This is a genomic window from Nakamurella sp. GG22, assembly GCF_052976845.2.
Genome location: NZ_JBRIIO020000031.1, coordinates 39,702 through 53,294 on the forward strand (window position 1 = coordinate 39,702; position 13,593 = coordinate 53,294).

General features: G+C 66.8%; 15 protein-coding genes. 10 read left to right on the top strand and 5 right to left on the bottom strand.

Annotated features, from left to right (window positions below; genetic code table 11):
* Positions 1–257 precede the first annotated feature (257 nt).
* The 7 genes from ACVBEQ_RS23640 to ACVBEQ_RS23670 all read left to right on the top strand — a co-directional run bounded on the left by ACVBEQ_RS23640 (position 258) and on the right by ACVBEQ_RS23670 (position 7,748).
* The gene (locus ACVBEQ_RS23640) at positions 258–956 is read left to right on the top strand and encodes an SRPBCC family protein (protein ID WP_447155846.1); all 699 of its coding nucleotides are present in this window, start codon (positions 258–260) and stop codon (positions 954–956) included.
* Positions 957–1,053: 97 nt separating this feature from the next.
* Positions 1,054–2,004 carry a hypothetical protein gene (locus ACVBEQ_RS23645; protein WP_447155847.1) on the top strand — a complete coding sequence of 317 codons (951 nt, stop codon included), beginning with the start codon at positions 1,054–1,056 and terminating at the stop codon, positions 2,002–2,004.
* On the top strand, positions 1,950–2,516 hold the full coding sequence (locus ACVBEQ_RS23650) for a DUF4389 domain-containing protein (protein WP_447155848.1): 567 nt from the start codon (positions 1,950–1,952) through the stop codon (positions 2,514–2,516). The genes ACVBEQ_RS23645 and ACVBEQ_RS23650 overlap by 55 nt, the downstream gene beginning before the upstream one ends.
* A 72-nt stretch (positions 2,517–2,588) precedes the next feature.
* The gene (locus ACVBEQ_RS23655; protein WP_447155849.1) at positions 2,589–3,764 is read left to right on the top strand and encodes a DUF6544 family protein; all 1,176 of its coding nucleotides are present in this window, start codon (positions 2,589–2,591) and stop codon (positions 3,762–3,764) included.
* A gap of 370 nt (positions 3,765–4,134) precedes the next feature.
* Entirely contained in the window at positions 4,135–4,929 is a 795-nt protein-coding gene (locus tag ACVBEQ_RS23660) for an ABC transporter ATP-binding protein (protein ID WP_447155850.1), read from the top strand.
* A 50-nt stretch (positions 4,930–4,979) separates the two neighbouring features.
* Positions 4,980–7,490 (top strand): ABC transporter permease, encoded by a 2,511-nt coding sequence (locus tag ACVBEQ_RS23665; protein WP_447155851.1) that lies wholly within the window; start codon positions 4,980–4,982, stop codon positions 7,488–7,490.
* 63 nt (positions 7,491–7,553) lie between these two features.
* Positions 7,554–7,748, top strand: coding sequence for a hypothetical protein (locus ACVBEQ_RS23670; RefSeq protein WP_447155852.1), 195 nt, complete (start codon positions 7,554–7,556; stop codon positions 7,746–7,748).
* Positions 7,749–7,779: 31 nt separating this feature from the next.
* Here the strand turns inward: ACVBEQ_RS23670 and ACVBEQ_RS23675 are convergent, their stop codons facing one another.
* The 5 genes from ACVBEQ_RS23675 to ACVBEQ_RS23695 form a co-directional block, all read right to left on the bottom strand.
* Positions 7,780–7,911 carry a hypothetical protein gene (locus ACVBEQ_RS23675; RefSeq protein ID WP_447155853.1) on the bottom strand — a complete coding sequence of 44 codons (132 nt, stop codon included), beginning with the start codon at positions 7,909–7,911 and terminating at the stop codon, positions 7,780–7,782.
* 119 nt (positions 7,912–8,030) lie between these two features.
* On the bottom strand, positions 8,031–8,675 hold the full coding sequence (locus ACVBEQ_RS23680; RefSeq protein ID WP_447155854.1) for a hypothetical protein: 645 nt from the start codon (positions 8,673–8,675) through the stop codon (positions 8,031–8,033).
* Positions 8,672–9,499 carry an alpha/beta fold hydrolase gene (locus ACVBEQ_RS23685; RefSeq protein ID WP_447155855.1) on the bottom strand — a complete coding sequence of 276 codons (828 nt, stop codon included), beginning with the start codon at positions 9,497–9,499 and terminating at the stop codon, positions 8,672–8,674. Before ACVBEQ_RS23685 ends, ACVBEQ_RS23680 begins: the two co-directional genes overlap by 4 nt.
* The gene (locus ACVBEQ_RS23690; RefSeq protein ID WP_447155856.1) at positions 9,496–10,374 is read right to left on the bottom strand and encodes an SDR family oxidoreductase; all 879 of its coding nucleotides are present in this window, start codon (positions 10,372–10,374) and stop codon (positions 9,496–9,498) included. Before ACVBEQ_RS23690 ends, ACVBEQ_RS23685 begins: the two co-directional genes overlap by 4 nt.
* 98 nt (positions 10,375–10,472) lie before the next feature.
* Positions 10,473–11,324, bottom strand: coding sequence for a class I SAM-dependent methyltransferase (locus tag ACVBEQ_RS23695; RefSeq protein WP_447155857.1), 852 nt, complete (start codon positions 11,322–11,324; stop codon positions 10,473–10,475).
* Between the two features lie 54 nt (positions 11,325–11,378).
* Between ACVBEQ_RS23695 and ACVBEQ_RS23700 the strand changes: the two genes are divergently transcribed.
* From ACVBEQ_RS23700 to ACVBEQ_RS23710, 3 genes are all read left to right on the top strand, one after another.
* Entirely contained in the window at positions 11,379–11,999 is a 621-nt protein-coding gene (locus ACVBEQ_RS23700; RefSeq protein WP_447155858.1) for a PadR family transcriptional regulator, read from the top strand.
* Between the two features lie 626 nt (positions 12,000–12,625).
* The gene (locus tag ACVBEQ_RS23705; protein WP_447155859.1) at positions 12,626–12,967 is read left to right on the top strand and encodes a hypothetical protein; all 342 of its coding nucleotides are present in this window, start codon (positions 12,626–12,628) and stop codon (positions 12,965–12,967) included.
* A gap of 189 nt (positions 12,968–13,156) precedes the next feature.
* Positions 13,157–13,576: a hypothetical protein gene (locus ACVBEQ_RS23710; RefSeq protein ID WP_473163203.1), complete on the top strand. Its 420-nt coding sequence runs from the start codon at positions 13,157–13,159 to the stop codon at positions 13,574–13,576.
* Positions 13,577–13,593 lie beyond the last annotated feature (17 nt).

The window sequence follows — 13,593 nt, forward strand, 5'->3', positions numbered from 1 at the left end:
CGCGCTGGTGACGCCCGAGAGGGCTGGCGCCTGACCGCGTTGTAGTGTCGCATTCGCGCTTGAAGAGGTCCTGCCGGCTTCTGATCGAAGAATTCACGGACGGGTGCCGGCACCCGTCCGTCTCATCGAGCCGGCATCTTTCGGCCCTGTGATAGGCCTTTCGGCACTGCGCGAGGTGTGCTCACGAAACTAGGCTGAGCTCGTCGGACGTCACCCGCCTGGGTCTTCGTCGTCCGCGATGTGAGTGGGTGCTCCTCGTGAGCAAGCTGGTACGACGTGCGCTGCTGCTGACGACCGTGGGCGGGTTCGCCGCCGCGATCCGGGCCCGATACCAGCGATGGGGCGCCACCGACGCAGATCTCGATCGCGTGCTGGCCGGAGATGCGGAGCTTGCCGGTCCTATTCACTCGGCCACCCGCGCGATCACCATCACCGCGCCCCCGGAGCAGGTCTGGCCGTGGGTCGCGCAGCTCGGGCAGGGTCGCGGCGGCTTCTACTCTTACGACTGGCTCGAAAACCTGGTCCCCCGCACCGACATTCACAACGCCGACCGGATCGTTGCGGAGTGGCAACACATCGTCGTCGGTTCCCAGGTCCGGCTCGCCCCAGAGGTGCCGCTGCAGGTGGTCGGGGAGGGCGTCGGCCGGTCGCTGGTCCTGCGCGGAAGTGTCCCCATGGGAACCATCCCGGCGCCTTACGAATTCACCTGGGCCTTCGTGCTGCTGCCTCAATCGGACGGGTCGACGCGGCTCCTCGTGCGTGAACGCTATTCCTACACCCGGCGGTGGGCGGGATTGATCGTCCAACCCGCGCAGCTCGTCAGTTCCCTGATGACGCCGAAGATGTTACGCGGCATCAGGGACAGGGCGCAGCGCCCGCCACCGAAACCCGTCGTCCCAGGGCGGATACCGCACGAGACGCCGGCGCACCCTGCCAGCCGACTCGCTTCGGCCTGATCTCACCTGGCCGACCGGCCGGTCTCGCTCGTGTCGCAATACCCAGAAACATGTTTTAAAACGTGCCACAGAACCATGGAGTGAAAGGAAGCCCGCGGTGAAGACATCTCGGATTGTCGCCCTGGTCATCGGATGCCTGCTGCTGGTGCCGGGTCTCGGGATGTTGTTCGGTGGCGGGTTGCTCGGCCTCGCGTACACCACCGGACGCAACGATGCGGGCTACTTCTCGTCGTCGGTGATCGGTCTGCGGACCGCCACCGCGGCCATCACCGCCGAAACGCCCACACTGACAACTGATCTGCAGAAGTCGACGTGGGTGATCGACACCCTGGACACCGACGTCCGGCTTCGTGCCACCGCCGTCAGCGGTGACGTCGGGACGTTTCTCGGGATCGGTCCCGCAGCCGATGTCGATGCCTACCTCAGCGGCGTCGGACACGCCGAGATCATCGGTTTGACCAAGGGCACGCCGGTTTACCGCACCAGCGAAGGAGGATGGAAGGCAGCGGCCCCCGGCGATCAAACCTTCTGGGTCGCATCAACCCAGGGAGTGGGAACGCAGGAACTGAGCTGGCACCCCACCGATGGCCGATGGGCGGCGGTGATCATGAATGCTGACGGATCGCCCGGTGTCTCGGTCGCCGGAATGGTGCAGATCAAAGCCGGATTCCTGCTGCCGCTCTTGATCATCCTGCTGATCGCCGGTTTTGTGACCACCGCCGGCGCGATCGTTCTGATCGTCGTCGGGGCCTCAGGCAGGCGCACCGGCAAGACAGATCGGGGGTGGGCGCCGGTCGTCGGCGGCGCAGTGCCGGCCGATGCGGCAGGCTCGGCGACGGCGGAGCATCCGGTCGTCCTCACCGCCCACCTCGATCCGGGTCTTTCCCGCTGGAAGTGGATGGTGAAATGGTTCCTGGCCATCCCGCATTACGTCATCCTGACGTTTCTGTGGCCGGCATTCCTGGTGGTCACCGTCATTGCCGGGTCGGCATCTTGTTCACCGGCCGCTACCCCCGCGGGCTGTTCGACTTCACCAGCGGTGTGCTGAGGTGGACCTGGCGGGTGTCCTACTACGCCTCCAGCGGCGGTCTCGGCACCGACCAGTACCCACCGTTCACCCTCGGGGCCGCCCCGGACTACCCGGCCACCCTCGACCTCGCCTACCCGGCACACCTTTCCCGGGGCCTGGTGCTGATCAAATGGTGGCTGCTGGCGATCCCGCATTACGTGATGATCGGACTGCTCGTCACCAACTGGTGGGGCTGGTCCTCGACCGGTGAGCGGTTCGCGTTCGGGCCGGTCGGCAGCGGCGGCCTTCTCGGGCTGCTGGTCGTCATCGCCGCCGTCATCCTGCTGTTTTCCGCGAAATACCCCCTGCAGTTGTTCGCCGCGATCGTCGGGTTCAACCGGTGGATCTACCGGGTCATCGCCTACGCCACTCTGATGACCGACCAGTACCCACCCTTCCGGCTCGACCAGGGCGGATCCGAACCGGCCGCGCCGCCACCGGTGCTGCCGGCCGCCGGGCCGACACTCCCGCGGGTACCGCAACCGGTGTGAGACCGATCCGCATCGGCATCACGGACGGCAGCTCGTCGCCCGATCTTTCAAGAAACTCGCCTGGAAAAGGACATGGTCCGCATCGTTGTCGCAGCGTTGTTCGTGCTGCACGGCCTGATCCACCTGTTCGGATTTGCCAAGGCCTTCGGCGTCGCCGACCTGCCGCTGCTAGCCCAGTCAATCTCCGAACCCGTCGGGGTGGTGTGGCTGATGGCTGCATTGCTTTGCTTCGCGGCGGCTGCCGCACTGTTCGTCACCCCGCGGTGGTGGTGGATCGTCGGTGCGCTGGCGGTCGCGACGTCGCAGGTCGCGATCGCAACAGCCTGGTCCGACGCCGGCGTCGGCACGGTCGCCAACCTACTGCTGCTCGTGGCGGTGGCGTACGGGTTCGCTGCACGTGGACCGTTCAGTCTGCGCGCGGAATCCGAACATGACATTGCGCGGGAGTGGCCGTCCGCCGATCCACGACTCGTGACGGAGGAGGATCTGGTGGCGCTGCCGGATCCGTTGCAGCGTTATCTCCGCCGGGCCGAGGTGGTCGGTCGGCCCAGGGTGGTTGATTTCCGGGCGAGGTTCACCGGTCGGATCCGCAGCGACCCGGACAGCCCGTGGATGGGGTTCACGGCGGACCAGGTGAACATCCTGGACACTCCACGTCGCTTCTTCCGGATGGACGCCCGGATGAAGGGTCTGCCGGTCGATGTGCTGCACTCCTTCGACGACAAGGGCGCAACGATGCGGGTTAGGCTGCTGTCCGTCCGCACCATGGTCGATGCACACGGCGCTGAGATGACCCGCGCCGAAACGGTCACCCTGTTCAACGACATGTGCGTCCTGGCGCCGGGCGCACTGATCTTCGCCACCTCGAATTTCACGGTCACCTGGGATTGCGTTGACGCGCACCATGTCATCGGCCATTTCACCCTGGGGGTCAACACCATCACAGCGGAACTGACGTTCGACGACGACGGCGACCTGGTCGATTTTGTTTCCGACGATAGGGCGGCGGGCTCACCGGATGGTCGCACGTTCACTCGCGTGGGCTGGAGCACCCCGGTCCGCGACTACGCCAAGGTGGGCCCCGCGAGGGTCCCCACCACTGCGGAGACCAGGTGGCACCCCGCCACCGGCGCCTGGACCTACGGCGAGTTCGCACTCACCTCCTTGGCCTACAACCAGGCTCACCGACACCGCAGCACAGAACCGTCGATCTGGCCTATCGCCGCCGGCAGTCGCACGGACGGCTGAGCGGGGGGAATGGTTCATCCAACTGCAGGCACCGACCAAACAGCTCTTCGTGTTCGACCACTCCGGGCACCGGGCGATGTTCGAGGAACCCGCCCGTTTCCACGACGTCATGACCAACACCGTCCTCGAGGACACCTACCCCGGTAGATCCACGCGAGATCTCACCCGTAGCTGTTTTATCCGGCAGGTGCGGCAGGAATTCATGGCCTTTTCTTCGAGTGGTGATGAACGTCATCATCTGCGTGTGGCCGGATCATGGAATTGGTCGGTGACACATCTCAACTAAGGGGATAATCCTTGTTGCATGGCCCTGTCGGGCCGTCTGTTTTTCTCCACCATTTGATGCTTGGTCTGAGCCCGGAGTTGCATGATGAGTACAAGTCTCGTTCCCACTGTTCTTGACGGTCTCCCTGGGACTGCGGCGGCTCGGACGATTGATCTGCGGAAGGTGTACGGGTCGGGGGATACCGCGCTGGCCGCCCTTGACGGGGTGAGCGTGGAATTCGGTCGCGGCCAGTTCACCGCGATCATGGGGCCGTCGGGTTCGGGGAAATCGACGTTGCTGCACTGCCTTGCTGCGCTTGATGACGCGACGTCGGGGCGGGTTTTCATTGGCGACGCGGAGCTGACCACGCTGAAAGACAAGGAATTGACACTGCTCCGGCGGGACCGGGTCGGGTTCGTGTTCCAGTCCTACAACCTGGTACCGACCCTGACTGCGTTGGAGAACATCACCCTGCCCATGGACATCGCCGGGCGGAAACCTGACCGAGCCTGGTCGGACACCGTGATCGCCACCCTGGGCCTGGCTGCGCGAGTCCGGCACAAGCCGAGCCAACTCTCCGGTGGCCAGCAGCAGCGAGTGGCGTGCGCCCGGGCCATGCTGTCTCGTCCAGAGATCATTTTCGCCGACGAACCGACCGGGAACCTCGATTCGGTGGCCGGCGCGGAGGTGCTGGGTTTCCTGCGCCGTTCGGTCCGGGAGTTCGACCAGACCGTGGTGATGGTCACCCACGACCCGGTGGCCGCCGGGTACGCCGACCGGGTGCTGTTCCTGGCCGACGGGCGGATCGTCGACGAGATGGCCGATCCCACCGCGGATCGGGTGCTTGACCGGATGAAGGGTTTCGACAGCAACAGTTCACTCCCGGCGGGGGTGTCGTGATGCTGCACTCCACGTTGAAAGGCCTGCTTGTGCACAAGCTTCGGATGGCGATGAGTACCTTCGCGATCGTCCTGGGGGTCGCGTTCGTTTCCGGCACTTTCATCTTCACCGACACCCTGAACAGCAGCTTCACCGACCTTTTCCGGCAGACCGCCCCGGATGTGATGGTCCGACCCGCGGACTCGCAGGCCGCGTCCTCGGGTGGGTTCACCGGCTCGGACACCAGGGTCGCACCGGCGGCGCTGGTCGCGGCGCTGGCCGAGTTGCCCGGTGTTGCCCGGGCCGACGGCGACATCACCGACCAGGGCACCCTGGTCATCGGCAAAGACGGCAAGGTGATCAGCAGCGGCGGCAGCAGCGGCGGCGCCCCCGGCATCGGCGGGAACTACACCGGCGGCCCCGCCGCGGATGGATCCCAGATCACCACCATCACCTCGGGCACCGCCCCGACCGGGCCGGGGCAGCTGCTGCTGGACGACAAGACCGCCGCCACCGCCGGCTACGCGGTAGGAGACAGCGTGCAGCTGATCACCTCAAGTGAGCAGCCCTCGGTGACCGGCACCATGGTCGGCACCGTCCGTTTCGGCCCGACCGGCAACCTCGTCGGGGCGACGCTGGTGTTGATGGACACCCCAACGGCGCAGCAGTTGTACCTGGGCGGCGCGGACGCGTTCCAGGAGATTTCTGTCACCGGCGACGGAACACTACCCAACTCGGAGCTCCGAGACGCCGTCACGACGGCGTTGCCGCCCGGGTTCGAGGCCGTCGACGACGAGCAGACCGCCGCGGAGAACCAGAGCCAGTTGCAACAGACCCTGTCCATCTTCACCGCCCTGCTGCTGGTGTTCGCCGCGGTATCGCTGTTCGTGGGCACCTTCCTGATCCTGAACACGTTCTCCATCGTCGTTGCCCAGCGCACCCGGGAACTTGCCCTGTTCCGGGCGCTGGGTGCGTCCCGCCCGCAGGTCACCCGCTCGGTGCTGTTCGAGGCGCTGGTGATCGGGCTGATCGGGTCCACCATCGGGCTGCTGCTCGGTGTCGGCCTGGCCCAGGGATTGAAGACATTGTTCGGGGCCATCGGCATCGACCTGACCGCAGCCGAGCTGGTGTTCCAGTGGCGCACGGTCGCCGCCGCCTACACGGTCGGTGTGCTGGTCACCCTCGTCGCCGCGTACCTGCCCGCGCGGAAGGCGTCCAGGGTGCCACCGATCGCCGCGATGCGCGACGAGGTCGCCATCCCCGAGTCATCGCTGCGCCGGCGGATGCTCGGCGGGGCTGTGCTGACCGCTGCGGGTGCCGTCCTCATGGTGTGGGGGTTGGCCTTCGACGGTGCCCTGGCAGTGCTGGGTGGTGGGGTGCTGGCGGTGTTCGTCGGGGTTGCGCTGCTCAGCCCGGTGATCGGCCGGCCGATCGTCGCGGTCATCGCCGGACCGTTCCCCCGGTTGTTCGGAACCGTCGGAACCCTGGCCAGGGAGAACTCGCGCCGCAACCCCCGGCGGACCGCCGCGACCGCGTCGGCGTTGATGATCGGGCTGGCGCTGATCAGCACCATGGCGGTCCTGGGCCAGTCCCTGAAGTCCAGCACGGACGAGATCGTCAGCACCGGCCTCACCGCCGACTACGTGGTGTCCGGCGCAACGTCGGCGCCGTTCTCCCCGGCGATCGCGTCCCGGATCGCCGCCGTCCCTGGGGTGGCGCTCGCGGTTCCGCTGCGGGTCACCGCTGCCATGGTCAACGGACAGGACGGCGCGGTGGCCGCGGTCGACCCCCCCGTGTTCAACCAGGTCGTCGCGATGACCGTGGAATCGGGCAGCCTCACCACCGGCGACCAGGGTCTGCTGGTCTCCAACCCCCGGGCCGCCGCCGAAGGGTGGAAAGTCGGCGACACCGTCACTGTCGGGCTGCCCGCCCGCGCCACCGACCTCACGGTCACCGGCATCATCACCGCCAACAGGTTCCTCGCCGCGGACCTCGTGGTCTCACCCGCAGTTCTCACCGCCGGTGGCGTCGCACCCGTCGATTCGATCGTCTTCGTATCGCAGGTTCCCGGCGCGGACCCGGCCGCGGTGGCCGCCGGAATCCAAGCCGAACTGGCCGCACTACCGACCGTGACACTGCAGGACAAGGCCGCCTTCGCCGACACCCAACGGGCAACGATCGACCAGTTCTTGGCCATCATCTACGCGCTGCTCGCCCTGGCGGTGATCATCGCCGTGCTCGGCATCGTCAACACCCTCGGGCTGTCGATGATCGAACGCACCCGCGAGGTCGGGCTGCTCCGCGCAGTCGGGATGAGCCGCCGGCAGCTGCGGTCGATGATCCGGCTGGAATCGGTGGCCATCGCCATCCTGGGCGCCGTATTCGGGATCGGGCTGGGCGTCGTTTTCGGGATCAGCCTGCGTAGTGCCATGGCCGGTCAAGGCATCACCGTGCTGTCCATCCCGTGGACCCAGCTGGCCGTGTTCGTCCTGCTGGCCGGTGCGGTCGGCGTGCTCGCCGCCGTCTTCCCCGCCCGCCGCGCAGCCCGGATGGGCGTCCTTCGGGCGATCACCGCCACCTGACACCGGCGGTGCCACCGCGTCTCGAACGCTGTCGAAATCGAGCCGAAAAGTGGAGTCTCAGGAATGGACGAAATCCTAACCGTCACCCCAGGCGACAAGACCTCAGTGAGCGAGCAGCAGCCGGTGAAGCTGTCCGCGGCTGTGCAGGCGCTGGCTGAGGTCACCGGGGTCGCGGGCCGGGGTGGCGTCGTTGCTGGGGCTGCCGTTGACATCACCGCGGCACAACGTCGGTGGAGCTTCCGGCGGAGGCAGCGGTAGAGGCGGCGGCGCCGGCGTACCAAGGCCGCACTCACAGCAGGCCTTGCCGTTGTGCCAGGACGATCAGTTCGTCCCTTTGCGGCTGGCTCGCGCCGGCAATGGTCTTGATCATGGTTGCCCGCCTGCGGCGGTCACGGGTGCGCCTGCGGATTCTGGTCAGCATGGTGATTCCTTTCTTTTGTGCTTTTGGTGATGCGCGCGATGGTGAGTAGGGGCCCGCCGGTGCGGCGGTCCGGTCCAAGCCGGAGGACGTGACGCGTGTACGCCGTGGGTGATGCCGCGTCAGTGCGCGTTCCCACGCGTTCCCACGCGGAACCAGGCTGCCCAAGCCGCCCAGGCCCACAGGAGCCCCCACGTTCCCAGCAGGGCGCCATTGGGTCCTGGAGTGGCGTCCTTGCCGTTGATGAAGAAGGTGAGCTGGATGGTGAGCTGGGCGGGGAAGTAGACGCCGACGATCAAGGGGGCCAGTGCACAAATGCCCGAGAGACGTTGGGAAACCAGTACTGCGGTGCCCAGCAGCAGCATGCCCAGGGCCATCAGGACCGACCCTGCCGGGGTGAGTCGTTGGGAGAAGGCGCCGTCGGGATCTGTGAACACGATCGCGAAGGCGGTGATCCAGGCGGCGACACCCAGGACGACCAAGCCGGTTCCGGTAGCGGCGAGCCCGCGGCGCCATCCGGTGGCGATTGCGCCGCGCAGCCAATACGCAGCCGGTAAGCCGAGGAGGCAGAGCGCCATCACGGTGGCCGCCAGGTAGTAGGAGCGGCCCAGCGGATTGAAGGCGTGCAGGGACAGGTCGCAGAACAGCGCCAGCCCGCCGATGGCGCCGCCGATGCACGCCGTGACGAGCTTGCGGCGTGTTGGTGCGGACCGTCCGGCGGCGTTCTCGGTGTGGTCGGGGCCAGTGACGGCCGTGGTGGGGTTCATGGAACTGGTCCTTTCGAGCTGAACAGGGCGGTGTTTGCCAGTTGCTCGCCGTTATGAACCGATCGCGGTGTTGCGAGCGGAAAGACAGCCACGGTCGGCTGTTTCGTGAATGCCTCACTAACGGGTGGGGTGACGGCCAGCTGGTGGAGTTCCCGGCTCAGGTCCCGCGGTCGGTGTACGTGGACCCAATGGCCGACCCCGCTGATCTCGCATCCCCGGACAGACGCCGGTAGCCGATCGAGCTTGGTCGGAATGTTGGCCTTGACGTACAACGCCGGTACCTGGATCGAGTTGAGCGCGGTGGCGCTGTCGTAGCCGAATGCAGCGCCGACGATGTGCCGGGCGGCTTCGTGCGGCACACGGGCAAGTCGGTCCAGTAGGGCGTGCCGGTGCCGGGGGTTGTCCACCTCGGAAAACGTTGCGGTGTAGAACGCCCGGAGCAGCGACGGTCCAACGGGTGTACGGAGCAGGGCGGTGAAAAGGCGCAGCGCGGCTCTCAGCGGTGGTGGCAGCTGGATCGGCGAGTCCAGGATGACAACACCGGCCACCAGGTCGGGACGGGACACCGCCAACTCGAGAGCGACGAGCCCGCCCTGGCTGTGCCCGACCACGACGAACCTGTAGAACCCGGCGGCCAGGGCCTGCTCAGTGATGTGCTGCGCCTGGCCCGCGATGGACAGGTCACCGGTGTAGACGGGGTCGAGACAGAGGGTGGGGCCGCTCAACAGCTGCGCGAGGGCGTCGAACTCTGCGGCATGGCCGGCCAGGCCCGGGATGAAGAGAGCTGGCAGGCAAAGACTTTGGTCAACGGAGTAGGTGTTCACGCCTTCACCAACTCGGTGAAGGCAGCTGCGTGGGCGCGGGCGAATTCGGCGAGTGTCCTGCCGGCCCGGCCGATGATGCGCGGCACGTCGTCGGTGGTGGTCGCGTACTCGCCGCGTCGTAGTCCGGCGAAGACTTCGAGGATCTGCCTCGCGGTTGGTTCGGGAATCCCGTTGGCCACCATCGCCTTGGCGGCGTCGTCGGGAGGCACGTCCAGGTAACTGATGTCGCGACCGGTGACGTCGGACAGCCGTTGTGCGACCTGGTGGTAGGTGAGGGCTTCAGGACCGGTCAGCTGCAAGACACCCGGGCGAACCGAGTCGTCGAACAGGACCCGGGCTGCCACGGCAGCGATGTCGGCCGGGTCGATCATGGCGATAGGCGCAGTGCCGGCCGCGGCCGGCAGCGCATTGAAGTGACGCACCGGTTCGGCCGCTGCAAGCAGGTTGGTCATGTAGAACGCGGGCCGCAGGATCACCGCCGAAACATTGGCAGTGGTGAGGTGTTCCTCAATGGCCGCGTGTGCGCGCCACACCGCAGCGGTGGCGGTGCTGGCGGCGCCGCGTGCCGAGAGTTTCGCCAATCGGCGTACGCCTGCGGATGTGGCGGCGTCGATGGCCGCACACTCGAGGTCCACCTGGTCGGGGACGTTGCCGCAAGCGAGGAAGAACGCGTCCACCCCGGTGAGGGCGTGGCGTAGCGCGTCCTGGTCGGCGAGATCCCCTACGCTGACATCGATGTCGCCGCCGAACAGTGCTCGGGCCTTCTCGGGATCTCGGACGTAGACACGGGGGCGGACGCCGGAACCGACGAGGGTACGGACGAGGACGCTCCCGACGGTGCCGGTGGCGCCGGTGATCAGGACGGTTGTGAGCATGGTCGTGCTCCATTTCGGGTAGGTGTTGTCTGCGGTGGTCAGGCGACCGCGTGAATGGTGGTGCTGACCCTCGGAGAACTCAGGTCGTTCCTAGGTTGCTAGGTGCGTTGCGCGGTGATCAGCCACGCGGCGGATCCGAAACGGACCCCGTCTGCGGTGACGTGGGTTTCGAGGACGCTGCGCAGCGCGGCGATCGACTGTTCGCGTCGCCGCTGGTCTTGTCCCTCGAGCATCCAGCCGAGTGTGCCCAGAAGAAGGTCGTGTGCCTCGTCGACAGTGCGTCCATAGGTGGTTGTTTCGGTGGCCGCGGTCAACTGGATGTCGCTGAACCCGGTTGCTTGCAGCAAAGCGTGCACTCGGTCGGGGTCGCTGAGGGAGAAAGGGCCCGGGAGGTCGGCGGGCGGCATCGGCGGAGTCCGGCCGGTGAGCGCTTGGGAGAAGGCGCTGACCCACTCTTGACGGTCAGGTGATTGCCAGGCCAGCAGGGCGAGCCGACCCCCGGGCTTCAGGCTGCGCCGCAGGTTGCGGAAGGCCACGTCCGGGCGACCGAAGAACATTGCTCCGGTGCGGCTGATGACACGGTCGAAATGCTCGTTTTCGAAGGGGTGGATCTGGGCGTCGGCCCGCTCGAATGCCACGTTGCGCAGTCCGGCCCGGTTGGCCAACCGACGCGCGACAGCGATCATCTGCGCGGACAGGTCGACGCCCAGCACCTCCCCTGTGTGTGCCGCCTCAGCGGCCGCGCGAGTGGAAACACCGGTGCCGCAGCCGATGTCGAGCACCCGATGATGCGGGCTGATGGCCGCGGCTGCCATGAACGCCGGCTGATAGAGCGCCAACGAGGCCTCGAAGCGCTCGTAATGGGTGGCCCAGTAAGCGCCATCGTCGCCGTCCCAGGAACGCTCCTGGTCCCGGTTGCTCGCATCGACGGCGGCCGTGGTCTCGAACATCTCCCTCTCCTATACTCTCATTGAGAGTACCAAGGATCGTCTCAAGGAGAGTAAATGTCAAGCCCTCGCGCTACCAGCACCACATTTGCCGTCCTCGGCCTGCTTGCTGCACATCCATGGAGCACCTACGAACTGACCCGGCAGGTCCAGCGCAGCCTCGGACGGATGTGGCCGCGCGCGGAAAGCCGGCTCTACCTGGAACCCAAGAAGTTGGTGGCGCTCGGATGGTCCACCGCAGCCACCGAGCACGTGGGCCAGCGGCCACGCACCGTTTACACGATCACCGGCCAGGGCCGCGCCGCCCTGGCCGAGTGGCTAGCCGAACCGGGAGAGGGACCGGCCGTCGAATTCGAGCAGCTGGTCAAGCTCACCTTCGCCGACAACGGCACCCGCGACGACGCATTGCGAACAATTGCCGCCGCCCGCGCCTGGGCCGAGCAAGCCAACGCCAGCAACCTGGCCATCGCCCGCGAATACGCATCCGGAGAGGGCCCTCAGCAGGACCGCGCAGCCCCGCCCATGCTGGCCGGGGCCTTCTTCACCGACTTCTACGCAATGGTTGCCCGGTGGGCCGACTGGGCCGCTGAAACGGTCGAAACCTGGCCGGAGAACCCAGCCGACGCCGTCGCTGACCCGGCTGACCTGCAGGCAATCGCGCGGAGAGCCGACTGGTGAGGCTTTCGATGCGACAGCGGCTCACGGTGACGCCAGATCGCCTACCGCAACGCCAACGCCAACGCCGTCTCCATACTGCACATCATGGGGCTGACTTGCCGGTCGCGGCCGCGCCTTTTCCCTGCACAAGGCGCGGCCGCGACGGGAGGATGGTCTCGAGGTCGTTTGCGCGCAGGGACTGACGGACGCAGGCGATGGTCACGCCAAACCCGGCTCGACCTCCCGCAGCCTGGGAAAGCTCGATCTGGAAGTGGCTGCTGGCCGGGGTGACACGCCGATGGGGGCCGCGCCGAGTTCCCAGTGCAGTAACTCGAGGTGGGTCTCCAGCTCGACCGTGCTGGTTCCAAATGGCTACAGGTACCCGCCGGGCGACTCCGCAGCGACGGTGTGGTGGTGATCGACGAACCGCAGTGCCCGCCGGTAGGCCCGCGTTCGTTTCCAAGTCGCCAAACGATTTCTCGGACGGCGTCGACGCAGCGAATTACTTAGCCAGTTGCTGGGTGGCTCCGGCTCCGGGCGGAGTGGATCCACTGGCCGTGTCCGGTGGTAACGAGGTTGGCGGATTCCACCGGTCATGACACCCAATAGGAGCATCACTCAAGATCGAGGGCCTGCTCGGCACGCAGGTGAAGCAGAACGGCGCGCTGGCTCAATATGGCTCGGCGTTCACCACGACCGTCGGGCAGTTCGACACCGTTCCGGCGCATACCCCCACCACGCCGGTGCAGAACAACGGCGGGGGTTTCCGATTCAAGGCGTCGAGCCAATCAACTCTCAGCAGAGACCTGGTTCGGGTCTCGGTCGCTGATTGGGAGACCGACTTCGACCATGTCACGTCCTCGCACAGCCAGGAGACGCGGACGCCAAGGTTTTCTTCGCGTCATCCGTCGCTGCGCAGTAACGGGTCGCCCGAGCGGCGGTGCTGTGGACATCAGCGCCGCCGCTGCGATGGCGTCGCCTGCTGCTGAAGATGTGGTCGGGTTCGGTGAACAGCGCCCAATCCCCCGCGTACGCCCGGGCGGTCGTCGGGACAACGCCAGCGCCCACCCGATCATCTCCGCTGCCGTCTGCGTCGCGTACTGCGCCTCCACCGGTGGGGCGCCGGCAGCGAGGGCAAACCACCGGCACCCGCCCACAGCGTGAACCGGGAGCACCGCTTGAGCCGTCGATCGTGGGCGGGTGTGCCGTTCCACGTCCGCGCCGGAAAATATATGCCCGGCGATGCCACCGAAGCAGTCGTCGAACTCCGCCGGCCACCCCGTCTGCTCTTCGCCGGACACGACGCCACCGAACCCCAGCCAGGCCTCATCCGGTTCCGGCTGGGCCGCGACGACGGCGTCACCATGTCCGTGCAAACCAAGGCTCCCGGCGCCCGCACCATCGCCCAACCCGTCGACCTCAAAGTCGATTTCACCACCGCCCTCGGGCATCGACGCGAAGCCTACGAACGGCTCCTCGACGACGCCATGGACGGCCACCGCCACCGATTCGCCCGTGAGGACACCATTCAACAGGAATGGCGCATTGTCGAACCCATCCTCGACCATCGATTCGTGCTCGATGAACCGGGCGCTTAATAGCTTAATCACCGACT